The following is a 23,829-nucleotide window of genomic DNA, read 5'->3' on the forward strand; positions in this document are numbered from 1 at the left end:
ACAGCCCGACATGATCCCCCGCCAATCCGCTAGCTGTCAGTCGTTATCGCGAAGGAGCGGATCCATGGTCGCTCTGCCAGCCCCTTGGCCAAGGCACCGACCGGTGAGTCACCGATAACGTAATCGGTATTGATCGGGCCCGCCGCTTTCAGGGCATCGTACTCACGATCGTCGTAGAATACCGAAAGCAAGATATCATCATCGGAGGCAGAGCGACCGCGACGCTTACGTGCTGCCTCCAGTTGTGGCTCGATATAGGAGCCGGTTCGCCCAGTGACCGGTTCCTTGCCACGCGTAAGCTTGTCGAACAGGTCCGGCTCGATCTTGCCGGGGACTTCCCCGAAGTAGCCGAGCACGTACTGCCGGATCTCGTCGGCCACGGCGTCGTAGCGGTGTTTACTGGTGATGTTCAGGAACGCCTGAGTCGCGACGTATTGGGCAAAGGGACTCACCAGAATCGGGTAGCCCAGGTCCTGGCGCACGCGCCCCGCCTCCTCCAGAAGCTCCTCGAGACGATGCTCCATGCCCATGCCCACCAGCTGGGCCTGCAGGTTGGAGATCATTCCCCCCGGCACCTGGTGATGGAAATGGAACTCGTCGTACTCGCGGATCTCACCGGTGGGCTTGCCTTCCTTCCAGGCGATGTAACGCAGCTTGTCCGCGGCTTCCTCGATATTGCTCAAATCCAGGGGAACATCGATCCCGGCGTGGCGCAGGTTGTTCACGATGCTCTCCGTCGCCGGGTGAGAGGCACCGTTGGCCAGTGTGGAGGTCGCCGTGTGCAGCACATCGGCACCCAGCTGGGCACAGCGAAACAGCACATACGGCGCCAATCCCGATAGGCAATGGCTATGGATGCCAAGAGGCAGGTCACCACACGCCTGCTTCGCCGCCGGCACGAGAGTGGCGGCACGCTCCGGCGTCAACAGACCACTGGGGTCCTTGAGGTAGATGGCATCGGCCCCCAGCTTGACCATCTCCTTGATCTTGCGGACATAGTACTCGTCCGTGTGGACAGGACTGACCGTATAGACGAAGCCGGAGGAGGTATAGAGCCCAGCCTGCTTGGCGGCACGAATCGGCACTTCGAGGTTGCGCACATCATTCAAGGCATCATAGGTCGTGTGGTAGGTGATGCCGTTGGCCATCATGCGCTCGGCTGTCAAGGCCACCACATCATCGGCAAAATACTTGAAGGTGAAGAGGCTCTGGCCACGGTGATGGACGATCAATGGGGTCTTCTTCGCCCATTGGCTGGCGATCCGCATCCGTTCCCAGGGGTCCTCCCGCAGGAAGCGTACACAGACATCGAAGACGGCACCGCCCACCAGGTCGATCGCCTCGAAGCCCGCATCGTCCAGGTGGCCGATGATGGGTTTCATCATGCCAGTGGTCATGCGGGTGGCCCACAGACACTGATGGGCATCCCTCAGCGTCACATCGATCAGCTTAACTTGCCTTTGCCCACTCATAGAGCCTCCCGATATTGTCGTCCACCCAACGGGTGTATACGTCGCCGCTCTTGAATTCCGGCTGTTCCATGAGCAGTAGATAGAAGGGAATGGTCGTCGAGACACCTTCAATGAGGAAGGTGGAAAGTACCTGGCGCGAGCGCTCGATCGCCTCCTCCCGCGTGTGGCCGCCGATAATCAGCTTGCCCAACAAGGAATCGTACTGGGCGGGGACCGTGTAACCTGGGTAGACGTGAGAATCGAGTCGTATGCCTCGCCCATGACGGCAGTGCCAGCGGGTTATCATCCCTGGGGAGGGCTGAAACCCGTGGGAGGCATCCTCGGCATTGATGCGCCATTCAATGGCATGCTCCCAGGGCTTTTCCCCTGAGGTTTTCAACTGCATACGCTTTCCGGATGCAATACGCAATTGCTCATAAACGATATCGACGCCGGTGACCATCTCGGACACCGGATGCTCCACCTGGATGCGAGTGTTCATTTCGATGAAGAAGAAGCCACCGTTCACCGTGTCGTACAGGAACTCCACGGTGCCGGCGTTTTCATAGTGCATCGTACTGGTGAGTGCAACGGCCATGTCGCACACTTCCTTGCGCTCCGCATCATTCAGTGCGGGAGACGGGCTCTCCTCGATCAACTTCTGGTGGCGACGCTGGATTGTGCAGTCGCGCTCGCCCAGGTGGGTATGCTGGCCGTGGCGATCACTGAGTACCTGGACCTCGATATGGCGAGCCTTGTCAAAGTAGCGTTCCATGTAGATGGTTCCGTCACCGAAAGCGGCTTCTGCCTCGCGCGTGGCCTGCCTGAATTCCCCCTCGAACTCAGCGGCCGAACGGACAACGCGCATACCACGCCCTCCTCCGCCAGCGGCCGCCTTCAGTAACAGGGGAAAGCCGATCTCCTCGATCATCGCCATGGCCTGGGGCAACTCGGCCAGGGTAAAGCCGCCGTCCGTGCCGGGCACGACGCGCACCCCAGCTCGCGATGCGGCCTGGCGCGCCATGACCTTGTCACCCATGAGATCGATCATCTCGGCACTGGGACCGACGAAGGTCAGCCCCGCCTCTGAGCAGGCACGGGCGAAACCGGCATTCTCGGCCAGGAAACCGTATCCGGGGTGGATGGCATCGGCACCCGTGGCCTTGGCCACGAACAGCAGCTTCTCGACATCGAGATAGCTCTGCGCGGCGTTAGCAGGGCCGATACACACTGCCTCATCGGCCATCCAGGCATGCCGGGAGTGGCGATCGGCTTCCGAATACACTGCCACCGACGTCACCCCAGCCTTGCGGCAGGCCTTGATGATCCGCAGTGCAATCTCGCCTCGGTTTGCTACAAGAAGTTTTTTCATATCTTACCCTTGACCAAATCACGGGAGTCAGAATGAGTGACTGACTTCATGAACGAGTCCTTCGCAGGGCTCACTGGCTGGCATCGATGGCGATAAGGACCTGGCCTTTGTCTATGCCCATGCCGTCTTCCACATTGATGGAGGCGACACGGCCTGAACATGGCGCATATAAGGTCGAGAAGAGTTTCATGACTTCGATGATGCACAGGGGGTCCCCTTCCTTTACCTCATCGCCCACCTCGACGAAGGTCGGCTCATCGGGTGATGGTCGACGATAGAAGACACCATTCATGGGCGCGACCAGCTCGACATGACCCGCGCCACCGGATGGCGCTTGAGACGCCGGGGATGACGCCTGGGGCTCGGCCGGTTGGTCCCCGGTCTCGTCGGACGAACGCGCCTGGCGGCGAGGACGTGACCTTGCAGGGGACAGTGAGGCTCCCGCCCCCTCGACCTTGCGCCGCAGCAACAAGTCGATGCCATCCATCTGGAGGCTGAACTCCTCGCAAGTGCTCTCTTCGAGGTGGGAGAGAATTTCGACAAGTTCCTTATGCGTTAAGCTCATCGTGTTCTACCTTCGCTAAATGATGAAAGTGACATCCCCCACGGGATAGTCGATCACGCAAGGCATCCGACCTACTCATGCCCGCGCCGGCGCGGAGGGGCGAGCCGCCTGCTCGCGACCAACTTGTGGCTAGGTCCCGGTCCCGCTGCCTCCCTCACCGGTGGTGGTGTCCAGCATAGCCAGGGTCTGGGCATATTCGACGAAGTCGCCATCGTCCAGGCAGAGGTCGACGATCCGCCCGTCCATGGGGGCCTCGACCCTTTCCGTGCTATCGCCGGGCCCTGAAATCGTGCCTACCGAATCACCCTTCCGCACTTGGCCCCCGACCTGCAGCCCAGGAGCGGCAAAAAAGTAGCCGAGTTGCCTCGCGCGGACCTCTTGAAGCGGCTGGGGTAATGGCTCCGGCTTGCCGGCTGGCAGCGCCTCGGCCTGAGCGGGAGCCCCGGACGCCGCCGCGGCCTCTGCCGCCTGGCGCCAGCTGGTGACGGCGACCCGGAGACCACCCAGCGAGAGATCCAGATCCTCCTCCCTGGCGGAATCGATGATGGTCAGGATTCGGGACACTTCTGCATACGTGAGAGTCATGTCTGATTGCACCTCTGCTCGTGGCATCACGTCCGATGCCGCGCGTTGTGTGACGTGGTCTGGCTACCAAGATCGGCGGGAACGGCAGCGCGTGCCAGCCGTGCCGTGAACCAGCACCAGCTCACCAGGGTCAGGGTGCTGGACAGCAGGATGATGTCGCGCACCACGGGCCGTCCGTAGGTCGTCAGCGTCCAGTACCCGATCACCGCCAGCACCGCGAACGCCCAGCGTTCGACACTCCCCAGCCGCTTGAAGCAGTAACCGTAGGCGGCGATCGCGAACGCGACCTGGGTCACCAGCACTTCAATGACCGGCATGATCATGCTGGCATCGACATCGGGAAAACCAAGCAAGCGGGGATTGAAGATAAAGGCGAAAGGGATGATGAAGGTCGTGCCGGCTATCTTCATCGCATTCATCGCGGTGTCACGGAAAGAGGCCGACGACAGCTTCGCGGCCGCCAGCACCGAGACGGCGATGGGTGGTGTCAAGGTCGAGAAGACGGCGAAATAGAAAACGAAGAAATGGGCCTGGAAGGCGGGCACGCCGGCTTCCTGAAGGAAAGGCACCATCGCCAGCGATGCCACCACATAGGCAATCGGCGTCGGCAGCCCCATCCCCAGTAGGATGGACAGCACCATCGCCCCCACCAGCAACAGCAACTGCACATCCGGCAGCATGGTCGCCAGCATGCTCGCCATGCGCCCCGAAAGGTTGGTGGTCACCATGACCTGCCCCAGCGGCCCGATTGCCAGGATCAACAGCGACAGGATCGTCGTCAGGTACATGCCCTCGCGGAGGGCACTCCTGAGATCCAACCAGCTGGGGCGATAGCGCCCCTGGAAGAACGCCAGGACAAGCGCCGACACGATACCAACCAAAGCGGCAAAGCCCGGGGAACGGAACCCAAGCAGCAGCCAGACGACGAGGCCCAGCGAGATGACCAGTGTCGGCAACATGCGCCAGATCAGCGAGGATTCCACCACCTCATTGAGCTTGGGAAGTTCCTCGCGCATCGCATAGACCGCGATGGAGATGGTCGCGCCAAAGATATACAGCATGGCGGGAATCAGCGCCGCCAGGGCGACCGTGACATAGGGCATCCCGAGGAAGGAAGCGATCAGGAAGCCCGCGAGCCCCAGTACCGGTGGCATCAACTGTCCCACGGTAGAGGCCGTGGCTTCGATGGCACCCGCCATGGCCGGGTCATAGCCATAGCGCTTCATCATCGGGATGGTCAGGCGCCCCGTCAGCACCACGTTGGAGACGGCCTGACCCATGACGGACCCGATGGCGCTACTGCCGAGAACGGCAGGCAGCGCAGCCCCACCCCGGACATGGTTGCCCGCGGCGCGCCCCACCTCGATCATCATGCGTAGCATGCCGACGCCGAGCAGCGCGACACCGAAGTAGGTCAGGAGGTAGATATCGTCGGCCGCCACGCCGGAAAACTGGAAGAAGCCCTGATTGGTATTCAGGGTCACGTAATTCATGATGAAGGCTTCGTTGTAGCCCGGATGGCGCAACAGGGCGATGGGGATGAGGTCGCCGAAGAAGAAGTACGCGATGGCAAGGCCCGACAGCAACGACAGCAACCAACCCCAGTGCAGCCAGGTCAGGGCGATGATAGCGAAGATGATCAGGTAGCCCATGTCGATCGCCGTCTGGTCGAAGAACGGCGCGTTCATCACCAGGTCCTCGACGTTCAGGCGAAAATATCCCATTCCGATCAAACCACTAACTGTCGCCAACAACGCGATCACGGCCTTGATGGATGCCCAGGGCAAGCTGGCGCGCCGCAGCGCCTCAGGATTGTCGGGAACCTTGGTCACCCCGCTGAGGTGATTCCTGAGCTGATCGACGAAATCGATGAAGGCCAGGAGACCCGCCATGACGATGATGCCCAGGGCAAAGGTCACATAGAACTCGGGACCATGGGAGACCATCCCGAATACCCCGAGGCCGATGAACGCCACCATCGAGAGCCCGGCCAGCCACAGCATGGCCTCGAGCACTCTGGCTACCGCCCTGATAACTGAAAGACCTTGCGAAGTCATAGAGTCATTACCACTGAAGGATATGGTCCATCTGGTCGGGAAGGGCCCCCGAGCGGGGCCCCTCCCTCTGCTGGCAGGCGGGGCGGGTTAGAGTTCGGGGTAGGTAACCGGCTCATAGTCGGTGCGGTCTTCCCACCAGCCGAGTTCCTTGTAGGCCTTGATGGCACCGGGGTGGGCATTCTCTTCGGAGAGACCGGCCACCATGTTGCCGGGCGACCAGAACCGCCAGATGCCCTGGCCGGAGTCGCGCAGCTTGGGACCGAATTCGGCAACCGCTTTCACCATCTTGTAAGCGACATCCTCCGGGAAATCGGGGTGGACGGCCTCGTAGATGCGATTGCCGCCAACCATGAACGGCTCGTCCTGATCCGGCAGACTACCGGCGGGAACGGTCAGCTTGAGCAGGGTCATGCTGAACTTTTCATTGAGGGTATCGATGGCCTCTTCCGTGACCGGCAGATAGCGGATAGTCGCACCGGACGCCTCGAGCTGGCTGGTCAGGTTGTTGGTCCACCAGATGTCACCGTCGGCATTGGTGATCAGCGCCATCAGGGCCGCATCGGTGTTGCCGTCGATCAGCTGCTGGGTCATCACCGGCGGGGTGACATAGCGAATGTCGGTATTTTCCTCGGTGATGCCGTAGCTATGCTCCAGCAGCAGGCTGGCCGTCATGCCCCAGTCACTCTGGGTCGGCAAGCCGATGGACACGCGCTTCCCCTTGAGGTCGTCGATGCTGCTGATATCCGGATCCAGGGTCACGAAGAACTTGCCCTGGGCGACCAGCCCTTCCCCGAACAGCAACTTGAACTTGATCGGGATGGGTTCGGGCACGAAGCGCTGAAGCTCAGGCGTGCCACCCTGGAAGGCCGCCTGGATGACCGTGTCCTCGGTGCCGAAGATGGTCTTCTGCCAGTTGGATTCGTCCGCCATCGCACGCACGTTGTACATGAATCCTGGCGTCTCCTGGGCCGCCGGCAGGATGTCGGAATCCGCGCGCGCCATCTGCGCCGCCAGGATCGTGTGCGCCTCAGGCAGGCCGCAGCCGAGCGGACAGGTGAGGATGGGTACCATCGTCTGCGCCTGGACCGTGGACACGGCCGCCAAGGGCACGGCGGCAATCGCTATCGCAGCGAGTAGTGAACGGATGGGTGTGCTGAAACATTTTTTCATGGTGGCTACTCCCGAAGTATCCCGGATCTCTCCGGTTAATTGGCGCCAGGCGCCATCTTGTTGTTGATCTGGTGAATCTACCTCGGCCGGTCCCTCGCCGCGTTAACGTCAGATCAGCGTACGACCGCCATCGACGAAAATCGTCTGCCCGGTAATGAACGCGCCTGCGGCGGAAGCCAGCAGCAAGGTCGCACCCAGCAGGTCCTCTGGTGTCCCGAACCGACCCATGGGAATCTTTCCCAGGGCCCGCGCACGACTGGCCTCATCAGCCAGTAGCTGCCGTTCCGTCAGCGGCGTCGGCGTCATCGCCGGACCAATGGCATTCACCGTGATGCCCTGCCCGGCCCACTCCAGCGCCAGGATCTTTACCAGTTGCGATAACGCCGCCTTGCTGGACGAATAGGCCGCATAGCACGGATTGACCACGCGACTGGAAACGGAGGCAAGATGAATGATCCGCCCCTCGTCTTGCGCTTGCATGACCCTCGCCGCTGCTCGCGACAAGGCAAAGGCACCGGTGACATTGACCGCCATGGTCTTCTCGAAATCCTCGACGGAGAGCTCGAGGGCAGGGGCGATGTTGGCGATGCCGGCACTGTTGAGCACGACATCGACACGCCCGAACCGCGATCGCGTCGTGATCATCGCGTCTTCGACCCCCGCCGGATCGGTGAGATCGAGCAACTGGAAACCATGGCCATGGCCGGGTAGCTGCTCGACCACCGCTTCGCCCTCGTCCCTCAGGCGGTCGGCCATCACAAGGTGTGCACCACGCACGGCAAGCTCATGGCTCAGGGCGCGCCCTAGGCCACGGGCCCCCCCGGCGACAAACACTACCTTCTCCGCCACATCGAATAATGGATCGGGCATCTCAGGCCCCTGCCGTCCGGGTGGTAGGGGCCACCGGCATGTGGAGCCGCTGTCTTGTCTCATCGATGGTCGCGACGTCACGGCCGAGTTCCCTGATGATGCGCACGGCACGCGACACCAGCTGTTCGTTGCTCTTCGCCAATTCGCCGCGCTGGTAATGCACGGTATCCTCGAAGCCTGTGCGCATGTTCCCACCCATGGCGACGGCTATGGTGGTCAGTGGAAGCTGGGAGCGACCGATGGAGACGATCTGCCAGCTAGAGCTTTCGGGGATGGCATCGAGCATCATCATCAGATACTTGGGGTCAGCGGGCATACCACCGTTGATTCCCAACACAAAGCTGAAGTGCAGCGGCTCTTCGAGCACCCCTTGATCGCGTAGCTGAAGCATATTTTCAATGTGACTGATATCATACACTTCGAGCTCGTTGACGATCCTCCGCTCCTTGCAGGCAGTAATGAATTCACGGTTCCACCCCTTGGAGTTGTCGAACAGAAACTCCGCATCCTTGTGGGCGAAATGGAAGGTGCCGGCGTTAACCGTCAGCATGTCCGGAGCCGGGTCCAGGTCCAGCAGCGCCATGCGTTGTTCCTGGGTGAAGCCGCTCCAATGCCCTTCCCCTTCGCGTCGGATACCGATGCCGTTACCGACCTGGGTGATCATTCCCGGGCAGCGCTCGTTGATTCCGGTAATCACCTCGCTATAAATTCCGGGATCTGCCGAAGTACGCCCCTGCTTATCTCGGACATGAATATGGGCAATCGTGGCGCCAGCAGAGAAGGATTTCTCAAACGCCGCAACGATCTCTTCTGGCTGCTCGGGTAGAGCAGAATTCGCCTCCTTGCCATGCAACCCCCCGGTAGTGGCAACGGTCAAGACAACTGGGTCATTCTTGTACATGTTCGCTTTCATTGTTGCTTATCCTCAGCGCAGGAGATCGAACTAAGCCAAGCCCTTCATGACAACAAATTCTGTATCCTTCAATGAATACCGTAGGCACAACACTCTATAAGGGTGATATAAGCCCATCCAGCAAAAGATCAGATCCTTTATCAACCGAGCTTCCTCACAGGCTAGACATGGGCTAGTATAAAGCAAATAATGTTTTCCGATGAAATCCAAAGGACAAAGCTATGGACATCTCACTCCGCAGCCTTCGCTACTTCGTCACCACCGCCGAGGAGGGCAGCGTCACAGCAGCAGCTCGCCGCCTGCATATCTCTCAACCTTCGGTTTCCTCATCCATTTTGCACCTCGAAGAATCCTTCAATCAGAAACTGTTCATTCGCAAGCCCGCATGCGGTGTCATGCTGACACCCGCCGGCCAGCAGCTACTCCCTAAGGCACGGGTGCTGCTTGCCCATGCCGAAGAGTTTCACACAATGGCAGGAAAGCTTGATGCAGAGTTATCGGGAAGGATCCGGATGGCATGCTTCGTTAATCTAGCCCCGGTCTATTTTGCCTCTTTGCTGGCAGGGTTCCAGCGACGCTATCCCGACGTGGAGGTCGAGTTCCATGAGCGGGACCAGGCAGAGATACTGAATGGAATCCGTGATGCACGCTACGAACTGGCGTTGACCTTCGATCTTTGCGAGCTTGAAGAGTTCGATGTTACGGTTTTAGCGGAAATTCCACCTCACGCCGTCCTGCCGGAAGATCACCCTTTTGCCCAGCAGACGGCTGTGTCGTTAAAAAAACTTGCACCAGAACCACTCATTCTCATGGACCTACCCCATTCGCGAGAATATCTTCTGTCATTGTTCACCACTTTAGGAATTCGCCCCAACTTGCAATATCTTCCCAAGACTTTCGAAATGGTGCGTGCGATGGCTGGCAATGGGTTGGGCTATGGTCTGCTCGGCCTAGTACCAAGAGCACAGTCCACCTACGACGGCACTGTCGTCAAGTCACTTCCCCTTATCGAGCCGCTACGTTCGTTAAAAGTTGTTTCCGTACAGCTCAAAGACATGCCAGTACGCTGTGTTACGCAAGCATTCATCGAATACATAAAAGAATATTTTTCTTCCATGGTCACTATACCTGGAGCGCCTGAAGATCTCTCATTCTCATGACCGTGCCTGGCCATCAGTAACGGAGATCAAGGTAGCCATGAGGTGTCAATAGAGAAAGCGATGGTTCGAGCATTCTCATTTGGCCATCGCTTCCATCCCCTCCTATTAAATCAGACGGGAAACAGGAAAACGGGGCGCGTTGACTTGAGGGTGACCTTCCTCGCCACCGACCCAATGATCATATCACTCATCCCTGAGTAGCGACGGGAGCCCAGTACGATACAGTCGGCATCAATGCGATCGGCCTCTGCCAGAATCGCGCGGCCTGGTCGACCGGTGAGCACCTTGATTTCGGCGACCCTCGCCTGCACCGACTCCTCCGATTCCAGGGTCGATTGACTGAACTGCTCCAGGCGCCGTTTCATTTCGCCGATGAGCTCATCGAAGGTGGATTCCCTGTAACCTTCCATCACCGAGCTCGAGATATAACGCTCGGCGATGTTGTTACGGAGAATGGCTGGCTCTTCGACCACATGTACGATATTGATGGACGCTCCGTACTTCTCGGCAATGCTGACGGCGCAACGGAAGACATTGGGCCCGTGCGGACCGAGATCTGTCGCATAAAGAATGCGTTTGATGTTGAACTGCATGATTCGCACTCCACAATGGCCCGGGAGCCAGAATCCCAGGCCGGTTGACGTCACGCCGGTGGCGAACAGACTCAGGCCCGATCGGCGACCATATGCTGTTCTTCGATCAACTCTTCGAGCATATCGGCAATCTTCAACCGCTGCACCTTCCCGGAGGGCCCTCTCGGCAACCACTGCACGATATGGATACCCTTCGGGCTCTTGAACTTGCCTAGCTCCTGATGACAGAAGCCGATCAGTTCCTCCACGCTCGCCTGTTGGCCGCTCTTGAAAACCACACACGCCATGATTTCCTGACCATACTTCTCGTCCTCGATGGCGTAGGCTACCGCCTCCAGTACGACGGGATGCTTCAGCAGGGTATCGTCGATCTCGCGCGGCGCGATGTTTTCACCGCCCTTGATGATCAGCTCCTTGAGCCGGCCGGTAATGAAGAAGAAGCCCTCATCGTCCTGATAGCCGAGGTCCCCCGTGTGCAGCCAGCCATCCGAATCCAGCGACTCCGCGGTTGCCTGGGGATTCTTGTAGTATCCTTGCATCACGTTATCACCGCGCACTACGAGCTCACCGATCTCTCCTCTCGTCGCCTCTTGCCCGTGCTCGGTCACCACCCTTACCTCATTGCGGTACGCGATACCGGGTGAGCCGTACCGGGCCTGGAACGGCGGCAAGGGGTTGGACAGGATCTGCGCCGCCGTTTCGGTGAGGCCCATGGTTTCGATCAAGGGGATGCCAAACTCTTGCTCGAACGCCTTGTGACTGGAGGCCGGCAGGGCCGAAGACGCCGAACGACCGAAGCGAACCTGAGCATAGTCAGGATTGTCTTTGACGTTTGTTTCCCGACTGTCACCCCGCTCCAGCAAGTACGCGATGATGGTGGGCACCACACTGAACCAGGTGCACCTGTGTTCGCGAAGCAGTTCCCAGAAGGAACTCGTGCTGAAACGGTGGGGCATCACCACGCTGCCGCCACTGATCAGCGGCGCGATCAGCGTGACGATCTCTGCATTGATGTGATACAACGGCAGCACGCATAGCCCCCTATCTGCCTTGGACAGTGCATGGGCCTCCACCGTATTCATGCCACCGGCGATCACGTTCCGATGAGTGAGCAGCACCCCCTTGGGCTTGCCTGTGGTACCCGAGGTATACATCAGCAGTGCGCTGTCATCGGGTTCGACGGCGGGAAGGGTGGGATCCTCGGCTTCGGCCTTCGTGGGCCATTGCGGTCCTCGATCCGGGCAGGTCGGAACGACACAGACCGGACGCGCAACCCGGCTGCCGAGAGCATGGGCCCGCTCCAGGTGCTGGGGTGAAGCGAACAAGGTGTTGGCGTCGCAATGCTCCAGCACGTACTCCAGCTGGCTTTCGCCAGCGATCGCGTTGAGGGGGACCGCGACGCGACCGCTGGCCATCAGGGCAAGCAGAAGCGTCGCCGTCCACTGGCCATTGTCCATGAGCATGGCGACATGCTCGCCCGCGCGGCATCCCATGGCGTCTAGCTGAGCCGACACCTGCGCTACTCGCTCGCGAAGCTGCGAGAACAAAAACTGCTCGCCACTCTCCGGAGCGATCAGAAAGGTCCTGTCCCCGCAATCGGCAGCCAAACTGTTGATCTGATGTTGAATCGTCATGATGCCATCATTCTCCCATTGCTTTTGTATTAATCAGGAACTGGCAAGGCCGTACTTGTTCAGGTAGGTGCCGAACAGGTCTTCGGTGGTCGGTTCGTTCGGCGCAATCGTGCGTGAAATCCGTGTAACATTGAGGTAGTGCCGGTAGTTGAGGTTGTCGGAAATGCTGTTCTTCCCCCAGGTGCCGCAGCCCATGGAGAGCGAGAACGGCAAGCCGTTGTCGAAGTTGCCACCATTGGCGAAGGCATGAGCCTGATTCACGATCACGCGGCAGACCGGCATTTCCAGACCCAGCCGACGCACATGCGCGTCGTCATCGGTATGAATGCCACAGGAATGGCCCTTCCCTTGATGGTCGAGCAGGCGTCTGGTCTGCTCGAAAGCGCCATCGAAGTCACCGGCGCGGTAAACGGCCAGTACCGGGGAAAGCTTTTCTCCCGAGAAGGGGTAGTCCTTGCCAACATGCTGCTCCTCGACCATAAAGAAAGTGGCCGACTGCAGCTCAGGACGCTCGAGCCCGGCTATCTGGGCGATCTCGGGAGCCTTCCTGGCGATAATGTGCCGGCTCAGGCTGCCGTCTATCCACATGGCCTCTTCCAGCTGGCGTTTCTCATCCGCCGTCAGCATCACGCCGCCACTGCGCTCGAGGGCCGCGATGGCCGGCTCGTAGACGGCATCGAGGATGACCAGGCTGTTCTCCGACGAACAGCTGGTGGCATTGTCGAAGGTCTTGGAGGCGGTGATCTTCCGGGCTGCATCATCAAGGTCCGCAGACTCGTCGATGATCACGGGCACGTTGCCCGCTCCGACGCCGATAGCCGGGGTCCCACTGGAGTAGGCGGACCTGACATTGTTCTGCGAGCCGGTGACCACCACCAGGTCTACCTGGTTCATCAGTTCATAGGTGGTCGCCTTGCTGACCGGGGTCGGCAGCTGCTGTACCAGGTCTCTCGGTGCACCGACCCGGTCGAGCTCGGCATGCATGAACTCCAGCAGCAGGGTGCAGACGGCCTGCCCCTTGGGCGATGGCGCCAGAATGATCGCATTGCGCCCCTTGAGGGCATTGATCGTCTTGTTGGTCGGGGTCGCAGCGGGATTGGTCGACGGCACCACGGCGCCGACCACGCCGACCGGGCGGGCGATTTCCACCAGGCCGAGCTCGGGCAGCTCCTGAATGACACCCACGCTCTTCGCCTGCTGAAGATCCCGCAACAACCCCATGGTCTTGCGGCGATTCTTGGTGATCTTGTCCTCGACGTTACCGAGTCCGGTGGTCTCGACCGCAAGCTCGGAGAGCCGGCGATTGCGCTCGGGATGGACCAGCGCCCAGGCGACGGCCGTCACGACCTCATCCACCTGCTTCTGGTCATAATTCTCGTACTCGGCCTGAGCGGCACGGGCACGTGCCACCAGTGAGGCCACAGTCGCCCGGGCATCGAACGTATCCTGACGTTGACTGACTTGGGTGCTACTCACCATAACCGTTGCTCCATATTATCTTACGACTTAAATAACTTAGATACATGAGTTGAGACACATTGAGCCCTGCTTGTACTCCTCCGGGCGACATGGACCGCGCGGCCGGCAGTCTTCAGTGTTGTTGTGGGGATGCGGCAGCGACTCGGCTGCAGCATCCCGCCAGGATACCCGGGGCCGGATCCGTCGTGATCAGTCCTCGGCGGCTTCCTCCAGCTCTTCGGCATCGAGGCCGGCAAACAGCTCCTCGAGATAGGCCTGACGCTCCTGCCACATCTTTTTCAGCTCCTCGCGATCCAACACGCGCATGGGAGAGCCCCCCTCCTTCATCTTGGCCTTCACCTCGTCATCGTTGAACATCTCCACAGCGCCCTGGGAGAGGATTTCCAGCTTCTCCTCGGGGACCCCGGAGCGAGTCATCAGGCCGCGGAAGTTGACGCTGGAATCATCGATGTCATAGCCCGACTCCTGAAAGGTCGGCACATCGGGAAGGAATGTCTCGTCGCGCTCCAGATCGGCGATCCCCAGGATTTTCAGGCGGTCCTGGCTCCGATAAGCATCTGACAGGTTGTTGAAACCGGCCATGACCTGCCCGCCCTGGACGAAGCGCAGAGCATCGACGCCTCCGGAGGTGGGCACATACTTGAGTTCGATATCCGCTGCATTTTCCAGCTGGAGTGTGGCGATATGGTGGCCGACGAAGAGGCCGGCACCTGAGACAGTGACGCGCCCAGGATTCTCCCTGGCATATTCGACCAGGTCATCGATGGTATCGAATGGACTGTCGCGACCGACGATGAGGACAGCAGGGTCCACCCCCCAGTTGGCGATGGGCTCCAGGTTGTCGAGGCTGTAGTGCGTGTCATACATCAGTGATTGCGCAATGAAGTGCGGCACGTTATAGGCAGCAACATCATAGCCATCGTCCTTGCCGTTCTGAACCAAGTAGTTCCAGCCCACCTGGCCACCGGCACCCGGCCGGTTGACGATCACCATCGGCTCGCCAAGATAGGTCTCCGCCTTCGAAGTCGCGATCCGGGCCTGGAAGTCCGTCGCACCGCCGGCCGAATAGGACACGGTCACGTTGATGGGATTGCTCGGATATTCCTCTGCCAGGGTGGCGCCACTGGTGGCCAGCAGCGCCCCTGCCAGGATTCCGGTAACCAGCTTCTTTTCTTGGAGCAGGCGTTTGTTGTTCATGTTGCGTCTCCTTCGTCTCGGGAATTGTTATGTCTTTCGGTGTCTAGACCAGGATCCCATCAGGAATCTGGACTCGAAGCAGAGTGACAAATATGAGATACAGCACTCCTAGGAAAAGGCCCGCGATGACGGCGCCTTTGAGGGCTCCACGCAAGCTGATGTGTTGCGGGGAGTAGATCAGGGTGATCAGGAAAAAGGCGATGAAGGACGTCGCGAAGAATCCCAGCCACCCCATGAGCAGCAGAAAGCCGACGAGAATCAGCAGTAGCGGCCAGATGCCACCCCACGGGATCGACTCTTCATCGGCCGCGGTGACCGGTTGCTTCGGCACCAGGGCCAGCAGCACCAGGATCGCGGCGATCGCCACGGCCACCATGGCGGTGATCTGCGGGAACTCGTAGCCCGATACATTGGGCATGAACGACGCGGTCGCCAGGCCCACTGCCACCAGCAGAGCCCCCACTGCGGTCAACCGATGCTTGCGGTGAGTGGTCATGATTTCACCTCCAGGGTACGTCCGGTGGACTGACGACGATGGCGTGCGCGCACCTTGAACTCCGTGACGATGCTATAGCCGATCGACAGCACGCAGAGGGTGATCAGCAGCAGGTTGATGCCGCCGGTGAAGAAATACTGGAAGGTGCCATCCATCGCCTGACCGAGCATCTGCCCCTGCAGGAAGTTGGTTTCCGCGATCGGCCCCAGGATGATGCCAAGCACGACGGGCCCCGGGCCGAAACCAAAGCGCATGGCGAAGTACATCGCACAGCCCATGGTCATCATGATGATCACATCGGAAACGCTGTTCTGAACGCTGTAGGTGCCAAAGACAGCCAGAATGGCCACCGCGGCCGCCATGTGTTGCTTGGGGATCCGGATCACGTACTTGCTGAACCGGCTGATATAGAGACCGAAGACCACCATCAGTACCTGGCTGACCAGCAGAGCGCCCATGAAGGTCCAGGCAACAGAGGCGTGCTGGGTGAACAGGTCCGGGCCGGGGAACAACCCCTGGATCAGCAACCCACCCAGCAGTACGGCGGCGGTGGGGCTTCCAGGAATACCGAGCGATAACATGGGGACCAGGGAAGCGCCGACCATGGAGTTATTCGCACTCTCCGAGGCAATGACCCCTTCCGGCTCGCCCTTGCCAAAGGCATCGGGGTTGCGGCTGAACTTCTTGTTCTGGTCGTAGGCGATCAGGCCGGCGATCTGCCCACCGGCACCGGGGATCAGACCCACCAGCGTCCCGATCACGCTACCGATGCCCAGGGCTCGCACCCGCGACAGGTTGTAGACGATCGAAGTCCAGATAGGACGATGCTCCATGCCGAAGACCTCCCCGCCGCGACCGCGCCGGGCGTCCTCGACCATCTGGAAGACCTGCGGAATCGCGAAGAGGCCGATGAGCGCGGGAATGATGGTCACCCCGCCCTGAAGATGCTCCGTGAACACGAATCGCTCGGTGCCTGCGACCGGATTGAAACCGATCAGCGAGATCCAGATACCAACGGCGCCGGCCAGGAGCCCCTTGAGCACCGAAGTGCTGCCCAGCGAGCCGATGACGGTGATGCCGAGGATGGCGATCCAGAAGAGCTCCGAGGGCCCGAAGCGCAACGCAAAGCCGGCCAGCAATGGAGTGAAGAAGATCAGGACCAGCACGCCGATCACGCCGCCGACCCCTGAGCTGATGAAGCAATAATGCAGCGCCTCCGTGGCGCGGCCATTCTTGGCCATCGGATGGCCGTCCAGCATCGTCGCGATGTTGGCCGGCGCGCCGGGTATGTTCACCAGGATGGCGCTCACTGCTCCACCTGCCACTGTTGCGGTATACAACACCCCCAGCAGGATCAGGCCGGAAGTGGCATCCATCTGGAAGGTGAAGGGAATGAGCAAGGCCACTGCCATGGTGGGACTGAGACCTGGGGTCGCCCCAAGCAACAACCCGACGACGGTCCCGGCGATGAGTATCATCAGGTTCCAGCCGCTCAGGACCTGGGGTAGGTATTGGAATAACTCCACGAGACCACTCCTCCTCTGGTTGCCCAAGCTCCATCGGGCGTTACTTGTTATATGAGGAACTGCTGTTACCTAGTCATATACATAACCTACATAATGTACTAGACTAGGGATGCAAGGCTGTCAAACGGCGAAGTGGCCCTTTCGACCGTGAAAGTGCAGCCGGACGAAGCCGGCAAGACAGCCCGTATAGAAGACAATTGCATGTTTTTAAAACCATTTGACAGGCACTGACGTGGACCGAATCGATCTGGCCAATGGATACAAAACGCCACACGAATACTGAGGCCAGGAGCAGATCGAGCCCGACAGGTCTGGGCCGCGAGGTGCCAGCGAGCACCCGATCGAGATACATTTCGCAACAAATCCGATATTCGGAAGGACGGGTGTTGCCGCATCGGGAAACCGCACACCGCAGCGGGACCCATTTGACAACCATCGCCAAGGGATCTGTGGTGTACGATAGATGTATCCACATGACGGCATCACGCCCGACACAGCGGGATGACAGCCTTGACGGGAGCCGAAGACCATGCAGCTGGATGCGAAACGTGAGGAAAGCGCCGTGGATATGGAGACAGCAGCCGAGGCTGATCGGCTGAGCCTGTTCACTGCAACACCCCTTGAAGCGACTCAAGGCAAGCCACTTTATCGTGTGGTCGAGGACCATATTCGGAATCTCATCACTACGGGCCATTTGACCCCGGGTGATCTGATCCCGTCTGAATCCCAACTGGCGAAAGCCTTGGGCGTGAGTCCCGGCACCGTCAAGAAGGCCATCACCAACCTCGTCTGGGAGCAGTTGCTGTTCAGGCACCAGGGAAAAGGGACCTACGTCTCCCGGGTCGACTTCGAAAAAAGCCTGTTTCGTTTCTTTTCCTACGGCGATGCGGAAGGTCGCTCGATTCGCATTCATAAGGAAACCACTTCTCGCCGCCGGCAACCCGGTCCCACGGATATCTGCCGACGGCTTGGCGTAGCAGAAGGTTCGGAACTTGTGTACATTGAGCGGCTGGGCTCGATAGGAGACCAGCCCATTCTGGTGGAATACTCCTGGTGGCCGGCCACCGTGGTACCAGGGCTCGAGGACGAAAGCATCCACATTCCCGACTATCTTTATGCCTTGGTACTCGATAAATATGGCATCCCGATCGTGCGGGCCCAGGAAACACTCACTGCCGATGCCGCTGATGCCCAGACCGCCAAGATGATCGGCATCGCCGAAGGGACGCCCGTCGTTGTCCTCAAGCGGATGACGTACACGAAGGGTGACCGGATCGTGGAGGTGCGGACCACCAAGGGAAGGGCCGACCGCTTCAGTTACAAGACCGAGATTCGTTAGCGCCCTTTGCCCCTGCTCTCACCGACCCCTGCTTGCCGGCTCCGCCGTTCCCGCCAGAGGCGGAGCGGTATCCGCAGTCAGCAGGCTCACGCCACCATTCGGGATGACCTGCCTCAGCACCGCAGACGCACTGCCACCACGATCATAGGCACGATGCCAACGATGACCGCCCGGGCAGACGGCGATCCGATATAGCCTACCGGGCTAGCGCGAACTTACTACCCGTTGGGCCTGCTCACCCAGCCCTTCAACACCCAAGCGCATGATATTCCCCTCCTGCAGGTAAACCTTGGGTGACTGGCCCATGCCGACGCCTGCCGGGGTGCCGGTGGCGATGATGTCGCCGGGCATCAAGGTCATGAATTGGCTGATATAGCTTACCAGGTAGGGCACCTTGAAGATCATGTTTGCGGTCGTGCCATCCTGATACCGCTTGCCATCGACCTCGAGCCAGAGGCGCAGGTTGTTGGGCTCCGGCACTTCATCACGGGTCACAAGGTAGGGCCCCACAGGACCGAAGGTATCGGCCGACTTACCCTTTACCCATTGGCCGGAATGCTCCAGCTGAAAGGCGCGCTCGGAAAGGTCGTTGAGTACGCAATAGCCGGCGATATAATCGAGCGCATTCTGCTCGGAAACATACCTCGCCTCGCTCCCGATGACGATACCCAGTTCCACCTCCCAGTCGCTCTTCTCTGAACGGCGCGGCAGAATGATGTCATCATCCGGGCCAACGATGGCGCTGGTAGCTTTCATGAACAGGATAGGCTCAGCAGGGGGAGTCATGCCCGACTCCTCGGCGTGGTCCGAATAGTTCAGGCCAACACAGAGATATTTTCCGCTGCCGGAAACGCAGGGGCCCAGGCGTTGCGTATCATCGACGATGGGCAGGCTCGCCGGGTCCAGTTGGCCGAGTCGCATGAGTGTCTCGTCCGACAGGTTGGCGGGGGTGATGTCATCGATGACGTCTGAAAGGTCACGGATCGTGTTGTCGGTGTCCAATAACCCGGGCTTTTCGCTACCGGGCGGGCCAAAACGCAGCAGACGCATGGCATCCTCCTGATGTTTATCTCTGATAGGGGCACGGGGGCCATGACGGCATGGACCTGTTCCCCACGGTGCATGGTGATGGGGCTCGCCAGTGGCGCTGGCGGGCAATGATCACGCCGGGCGGGCTTCACCCTTTACCTGAGTACGGTGCATGATGCGGCGCGCACTATCGTCGAAGGCGTCTCGGCGATGCATGGTGCAGCGGTTATCCCAGAGGATAAGGTCACCTGCCTGCCAGACCTGGTCCCAGCGGAATTCTGGCGCGATCGCATGGGCCCACAACTTGTCGAGCAGCGCTTCACTCTCCTCGACATCAAGGCCTTCGATATGGGCATTGCCCCTCCGGCCGAGATACAGGCACTGTCTGCCGGTCATGGGGTGGGTGCAAACCAGCGGGTGGTAGGTGCCGGGGATCTTGCGTGGATCGGATTCATTAGCGTACTCCTCGAACCCTTTGCGCACCTCTCCCGCGCTGTTGCGGCTGATATCGTGTTTGCAGCGCTTGCCGGTGATGGCCTGCTTCAGGTCGTTCGGCAGCGCCTCGTAGGCGGCATACATGTTCAGGAAGCTGGTATTGCCACCCTGTTCGGGCACCTCCAGCGAATAGAGGCAGCTCATCTTGGGAGGCATCTCCACATAGGACATGTCGGTATGCCACTCGGCTTCCGCATTGCCGAGGCTGCCGATGGAGCGCCCCCCTTCCTTCACGTTGGAGATCACCACGATCTCGGGATACTCGGGGATTTCACGCTTGCCGGAGCTCGAGATCGGCGCCAGGTCAAGCTCGCCAAAATGCTTGCTGAACCGGATTAGGTCCGCGTCGGACAGGGACTGGCCACGAAAGCGCAACACGAGGTTCTGGTGCCAGGCATCGACAATGGCGGCAACCTGATCATCGGTAAGCGGCCTGGACAGGTCAACGCCGGTAATGTCCGCCCCGAGAGCGGCGCCTGAGGGTGTTATGGTCACAGTGTTCATCGTTGTCGTTGTCATGGGACACCTCTTAGCTGGTTGCCTCTTGAGTCATGAGAACTCGCGTGTGTCGATGGCCAAGGAAGCCAGTCGCTCCTGGTCAACGGCGACTGTGCGTGGGTCCGGCAGCTCGAGTCTGCCTTGGTGCACGGTCAGCGGGGTATCGAGCAGGCTGTCGGTGGTCTTCAGGAAGCCATTCATCTCGGCAGCCGTGTCGAGGCCCAGTTGGCCGAAGCAGACTGCTTCGTGGAAGCACCCAAGGTCACTGGCGACACCATTGCCGACGACCACATCGAGGCCCAATGATCGGCACAGCGATACCTGGTCCGCTAGGCCCTGGGGGCCACCTGACTTGCTCATCTTGAGCTTGACGGCTGCCACGCCATCGAGAGTGGCGGCGCGGCGGATGTCCGAGTCGTCGTAGATCGATTCGTCGAGCATCAGCGGGAGCAGCTTCAGGCGGCCGATTGCTTCCAACTGGTCCCAGCGGTCGGCGGGCACCGGCTGCTCGAACACCTCGACGGCATCCGCGGGAACGCGCTGGGCGAAGTCGATGGCATCCGCCAGGCTGTACCCCTGGTTGGCATCCATTCGCAGTCGTGCCTTGCCCTCCGCGGCTTCGGCAATGCGACAGACCCGCTCGGCATCCTCACGGGGGTCATAGCCCACCTTGACCTTGAGTGTGGTGTAGCCGTCCTCCAGGAGCCGGCGGGCCACATCGGGCGCCACCTGCTTGTCGAGCGTGTTCACCGTGCCCAGCAGCCTCACCGCAGGGGGAGCATCACGGTGGAGTAGCGGACTCCTGGCGAGGTCGGCCAACCCTTCGTGGACCGCTGACACCTCGAACGGATATTTCGCCAGCGATGCATCGAGCAACTCGTGCAGCGCCTTGGGGGGGGCGCCAACGATGCCGGGCAACTGTTGGCTTATCCAGTGCCAGGCCTGTTCAGGCGTTTCCGGAGAGTAGCCCGTGACAGGGCAGGCCTCACCCCAGCCGACACGACCTTCGCCATCGACGAGCTTGATCACCATGACATCGAAACTCTCGAGTCGGCAGAGCGCATTTTCGTAGGGTACCTTGAGCGGCACACGTAGCCAGTAAGCCCGCGCGGCTCGCACTTCTTGTGTGGAGCCAGGCACTTCTCCCTGAGTCTCGGTCACCGTCACTCCTCCCCTTGGTGCGGCATGGGTGAATTTCACCCCCTGGGGCGCATCGAGGCAGGTGTTCAGGCGGGAACCATGAAACCTCCATCGCCGACGTCTCGATGCACAATTTGGTGACAGTCTAGAAATCCTGTCGCTGAATGTCAACTTTATCGATAATATTATTTTTGTCGATAAAGTCTTTCGGTACGCTCGTCTCAAGAGCCGGGGTCGACGCTTGTCTCTATTATATATCTATATAAAACAGTTAGTTGGTGTTATTTATCAGGCGTGAATTCGACGCGATTTTCGGCCATGCATGGTGCTAGGGACGTAGAGCATCAGGATGACAGGCTTGACAGTTTGTCGAGTCGATACGATATTATCGACAAAATCAGATGCTCTCAGCAAGGTTCAACTACCCCATGGATTCCACCAGTACCCTGACACAGGCATCGGTAACGCTGACCGACCAGGCATATGCGGCGCTTCGCATGGATATCCTCAATGGCAAGCTCAAGCCGGGTTTCAAGCTGCGTGTCGAGCATTTGAAAGGGCTCTATGGCACTGGGGCGAGCCCGATTCGGGAGGCGTTGTCTCGTCTCACGGGGGATGGGCTGGTGCATGCGGAGGGGCGTCGAGGCTTTCGAGTGGGCAGGGTGTCGCGTTCCGAGCTGTTCGATATCACGGAAATGCGCATCTTGCTTGAATGCCACGCACTCAGGCAGTCGATCGACAAGGGTGACGATGCCTGGGAGGCGGCCATCATGGCCGCCTTCTATCGACTCTCGAAGCTCGACAGTCGCCTGCTGCTGGCCTCGCCGGGCGAGGAGTGGGAAGTGCGCCACAAGGAGTTCCATACGGCATTGGTATCCGCCTGCGACTCGGACTGGCTGCAATCCAATCGTGAAAACCTGTTCGACCAGAGTGAGCGCTACCGTCGGATCGCGCTATCCATGAAGAACAGCGACAGGCCCGTTCCGGAGGAACACAAGGCCATCATGACGGCCACGCTCTCCCGCGACAGTGAAGCCGCCTGTGCGCTAATGACCGAGCACTTCCGGAGAACGGCGGAAGCTGTGTCCCGCTCGGCGCTGATAGGGCTATGACGGACTTCGGCGTTGTCACCGTCGGTATCGGTGCTACACTGAGGTCTTGCACGAAGTAGTTTCAAAAGAGGCTACTAAAACAAATCCACGTTAAAGGAGGGTGTTGTAAGGCATAACCATCTAGCCACCGAATGTGGCAGTTAAGCCAACAAATACAATATATTGCACTGGAGAAAATCATGCTCAACCTAAAGAAAATTCTTGGGGCATACGTGATCGGGGCCACCTCGCTGGCCATGATCTCTCCCGTCCTGGCCGAGTATCCCGACCAGCCCATCAAAGTCGTGCACACCTCGAGCCCTGGCGCCCCCATTGACGTGATGATGCGCAATCTCGCACAACATATGGAAGAGATCGCCGGTGTGCCGGTCGTCGTCGAGGGTCGCCCTGGGGGCAGCGGTCAGGTTGCCATTTCCTACCTCAAGGGCCAGCCGGCGGATGGCTACACTATCCATACTGATGCCACCGGTATTACCGCAACGCTGCAGCTTCCTGGCGCAGCCCATGACTGGCGTGACCTGACACCATTGTATCGTGTTCAGCTCGATCCGTTTGCCTTGTATGTAAAGCGGGATGGTGACTATTCGAGCCTCGATGATCTGCTTTCGGACATGCGTGAGCGTGGCGAGGAGGTTCGCATCGGTGGCTATGGCACCGGCTCACCACACCAGCTTTCCACCCTGGCAATGGCCGATCAGGCCGGCGTGGATGTTCGCTGGGTGCAATACAACAGTGGCGCCGATGCGGTTGCCGATGTGATGTCCGGTGACCTCGAGGCGGCCATGAGCAACATCGCCATTTATGGTCGCTTCCAGGATCGCACCCAGGTCCTGGCCCACACCGCTGAAGATCGCCTCGATGCCTATCCGGATGTACCGACCTTCGCCGAAGAAGGTCTGGACCTGACGCGTTACCACTGGCGCGGTACCTTCGTGCATGGGGACACCCCGGATGAGATTGTCGATGCCCTCTACGAGATCATGGATCAGGCCGTGCAGACCGAAGGTTTCCAGCAGTACCTGAAGGAGACTTCGACCCTGTCGGGGAGAATGACTCGGCAAGACTTCGCGGCCCTGCTGGAAGAACAAGCGGAATCGGATCGTGCAGTGCTGATCCAGCTTGGCATGATCGAAGATAACGAGTGAGGG

General features: G+C 59.8%; 21 protein-coding genes. 4 read left to right on the plus strand and 17 right to left on the minus strand.

What is annotated here, in order from left to right; translation table 11 throughout:
• Nucleotides 1-29: 29 nt before the first annotated feature.
• The 8 genes from AC5W54_RS18120 to AC5W54_RS18155 all read right to left on the minus strand — a co-directional run bounded on the left by AC5W54_RS18120 (nucleotide 30) and on the right by AC5W54_RS18155 (nucleotide 8,983).
• The gene (locus AC5W54_RS18120; RefSeq protein WP_495963495.1) at nucleotides 30-1,472 is read right to left on the minus strand and encodes a pyruvate carboxylase subunit B; all 1,443 of its coding nucleotides are present in this window, start codon (nucleotides 1,470-1,472) and stop codon (nucleotides 30-32) included.
• On the minus strand, nucleotides 1,450-2,823 hold the full coding sequence (locus tag AC5W54_RS18125) for an acetyl-CoA carboxylase biotin carboxylase subunit (RefSeq protein ID WP_495963496.1): 1,374 nt from the start codon (nucleotides 2,821-2,823) through the stop codon (nucleotides 1,450-1,452). The genes AC5W54_RS18120 and AC5W54_RS18125 overlap by 23 nt, the downstream gene beginning before the upstream one ends.
• A 70-nt stretch (nucleotides 2,824-2,893) precedes the next feature.
• Nucleotides 2,894-3,388, minus strand: coding sequence for an acetyl-CoA carboxylase biotin carboxyl carrier protein (locus tag AC5W54_RS18130; RefSeq protein ID WP_495963497.1), 495 nt, complete (start codon nucleotides 3,386-3,388; stop codon nucleotides 2,894-2,896).
• A gap of 129 nt (nucleotides 3,389-3,517) precedes the next feature.
• Nucleotides 3,518-3,973, minus strand: coding sequence for a hypothetical protein (locus AC5W54_RS18135; RefSeq protein WP_495963498.1), 456 nt, complete (start codon nucleotides 3,971-3,973; stop codon nucleotides 3,518-3,520).
• Between the two features lie 26 nt (nucleotides 3,974-3,999).
• The gene (locus AC5W54_RS18140) at nucleotides 4,000-5,976 is read right to left on the minus strand and encodes a TRAP transporter permease (RefSeq protein WP_495963499.1); all 1,977 of its coding nucleotides are present in this window, start codon (nucleotides 5,974-5,976) and stop codon (nucleotides 4,000-4,002) included.
• A 141-nt stretch (nucleotides 5,977-6,117) separates the two neighbouring features.
• Nucleotides 6,118-7,200 carry a TAXI family TRAP transporter solute-binding subunit gene (locus AC5W54_RS18145; RefSeq protein ID WP_495963500.1) on the minus strand — a complete coding sequence of 361 codons (1,083 nt, stop codon included), beginning with the start codon at nucleotides 7,198-7,200 and terminating at the stop codon, nucleotides 6,118-6,120.
• A 108-nt stretch (nucleotides 7,201-7,308) separates the two neighbouring features.
• Nucleotides 7,309-8,070, minus strand: a complete 762-nt coding sequence (locus AC5W54_RS18150; RefSeq protein WP_495963501.1) for an SDR family NAD(P)-dependent oxidoreductase — start codon at nucleotides 8,068-8,070, stop codon at nucleotides 7,309-7,311.
• A 1-nt stretch (nucleotide 8,071) separates the two neighbouring features.
• A complete protein-coding gene (locus AC5W54_RS18155; protein ID WP_495963502.1) occupies nucleotides 8,072-8,983 on the minus strand; it encodes a beta-keto acid cleavage family enzyme in 912 nt (303 codons plus the stop codon).
• A gap of 221 nt (nucleotides 8,984-9,204) precedes the next feature.
• On the opposite strand from AC5W54_RS18155, the gene AC5W54_RS18160 reads away from it, so the two are divergent.
• Entirely contained in the window at nucleotides 9,205-10,143 is a 939-nt protein-coding gene (locus AC5W54_RS18160) for a LysR family transcriptional regulator (protein WP_495963503.1), read from the plus strand.
• Between the two features lie 110 nt (nucleotides 10,144-10,253).
• Here the strand turns inward: AC5W54_RS18160 and AC5W54_RS18165 are convergent, their stop codons facing one another.
• From AC5W54_RS18165 to AC5W54_RS18190, 6 genes are all read right to left on the minus strand, one after another.
• Nucleotides 10,254-10,736 (minus strand): universal stress protein, encoded by a 483-nt coding sequence (locus tag AC5W54_RS18165; protein ID WP_495963504.1) that lies wholly within the window; start codon nucleotides 10,734-10,736, stop codon nucleotides 10,254-10,256.
• Nucleotides 10,737-10,807: 71 nt separating this feature from the next.
• Nucleotides 10,808-12,370 carry an AMP-binding protein gene (locus AC5W54_RS18170; protein ID WP_495963505.1) on the minus strand — a complete coding sequence of 521 codons (1,563 nt, stop codon included), beginning with the start codon at nucleotides 12,368-12,370 and terminating at the stop codon, nucleotides 10,808-10,810.
• A gap of 33 nt (nucleotides 12,371-12,403) precedes the next feature.
• Nucleotides 12,404-13,849: an acylating sulfoacetaldehyde dehydrogenase gene (sauS, locus tag AC5W54_RS18175; protein ID WP_495963506.1), complete on the minus strand. Its 1,446-nt coding sequence runs from the start codon at nucleotides 13,847-13,849 to the stop codon at nucleotides 12,404-12,406.
• 189 nt (nucleotides 13,850-14,038) lie between these two features.
• Nucleotides 14,039-15,046, minus strand: coding sequence for a Bug family tripartite tricarboxylate transporter substrate binding protein (locus AC5W54_RS18180; RefSeq protein WP_495963507.1), 1,008 nt, complete (start codon nucleotides 15,044-15,046; stop codon nucleotides 14,039-14,041).
• Nucleotides 15,047-15,089: 43 nt separating this feature from the next.
• Nucleotides 15,090-15,542 (minus strand): tripartite tricarboxylate transporter TctB family protein, encoded by a 453-nt coding sequence (locus AC5W54_RS18185; RefSeq protein ID WP_495963508.1) that lies wholly within the window; start codon nucleotides 15,540-15,542, stop codon nucleotides 15,090-15,092.
• On the minus strand, nucleotides 15,539-17,068 hold the full coding sequence (locus AC5W54_RS18190) for a tripartite tricarboxylate transporter permease (RefSeq protein WP_495963509.1): 1,530 nt from the start codon (nucleotides 17,066-17,068) through the stop codon (nucleotides 15,539-15,541). Before AC5W54_RS18190 ends, AC5W54_RS18185 begins: the two co-directional genes overlap by 4 nt.
• A gap of 529 nt (nucleotides 17,069-17,597) precedes the next feature.
• On the opposite strand from AC5W54_RS18190, the gene AC5W54_RS18195 reads away from it, so the two are divergent.
• Nucleotides 17,598-18,407, plus strand: coding sequence for a GntR family transcriptional regulator (locus AC5W54_RS18195; RefSeq protein ID WP_495963510.1), 810 nt, complete (start codon nucleotides 17,598-17,600; stop codon nucleotides 18,405-18,407).
• A gap of 204 nt (nucleotides 18,408-18,611) precedes the next feature.
• On the opposite strand, the gene AC5W54_RS18200 is transcribed toward AC5W54_RS18195, so the two are convergent.
• The 3 genes from AC5W54_RS18200 to AC5W54_RS18210 form a co-directional block, all read right to left on the minus strand.
• A complete protein-coding gene (locus AC5W54_RS18200) occupies nucleotides 18,612-19,457 on the minus strand; it encodes a fumarylacetoacetate hydrolase family protein (protein ID WP_495963511.1) in 846 nt (281 codons plus the stop codon).
• Between the two features lie 111 nt (nucleotides 19,458-19,568).
• On the minus strand, nucleotides 19,569-20,450 hold the full coding sequence (locus AC5W54_RS18205) for a TauD/TfdA dioxygenase family protein (RefSeq protein ID WP_495963512.1): 882 nt from the start codon (nucleotides 20,448-20,450) through the stop codon (nucleotides 19,569-19,571).
• Nucleotides 20,451-20,480: 30 nt separating this feature from the next.
• Nucleotides 20,481-21,590: a mandelate racemase/muconate lactonizing enzyme family protein gene (locus AC5W54_RS18210; protein ID WP_495963513.1), complete on the minus strand. Its 1,110-nt coding sequence runs from the start codon at nucleotides 21,588-21,590 to the stop codon at nucleotides 20,481-20,483.
• A 407-nt stretch (nucleotides 21,591-21,997) separates the two neighbouring features.
• Here AC5W54_RS18210 and AC5W54_RS18215 point away from each other — a divergent pair, with 407 nt between their 5' ends.
• Both AC5W54_RS18215 and AC5W54_RS18220 read left to right on the plus strand, forming a co-directional pair.
• Entirely contained in the window at nucleotides 21,998-22,681 is a 684-nt protein-coding gene (locus tag AC5W54_RS18215; RefSeq protein WP_495963514.1) for a GntR family transcriptional regulator, read from the plus strand.
• Between the two features lie 179 nt (nucleotides 22,682-22,860).
• A complete protein-coding gene (locus AC5W54_RS18220; protein WP_495963515.1) occupies nucleotides 22,861-23,826 on the plus strand; it encodes a Bug family tripartite tricarboxylate transporter substrate binding protein in 966 nt (321 codons plus the stop codon).
• Nucleotides 23,827-23,829 lie beyond the last annotated feature (3 nt).

Source organism: Halomonas sp. LMYGS-3, from assembly GCF_059509875.1.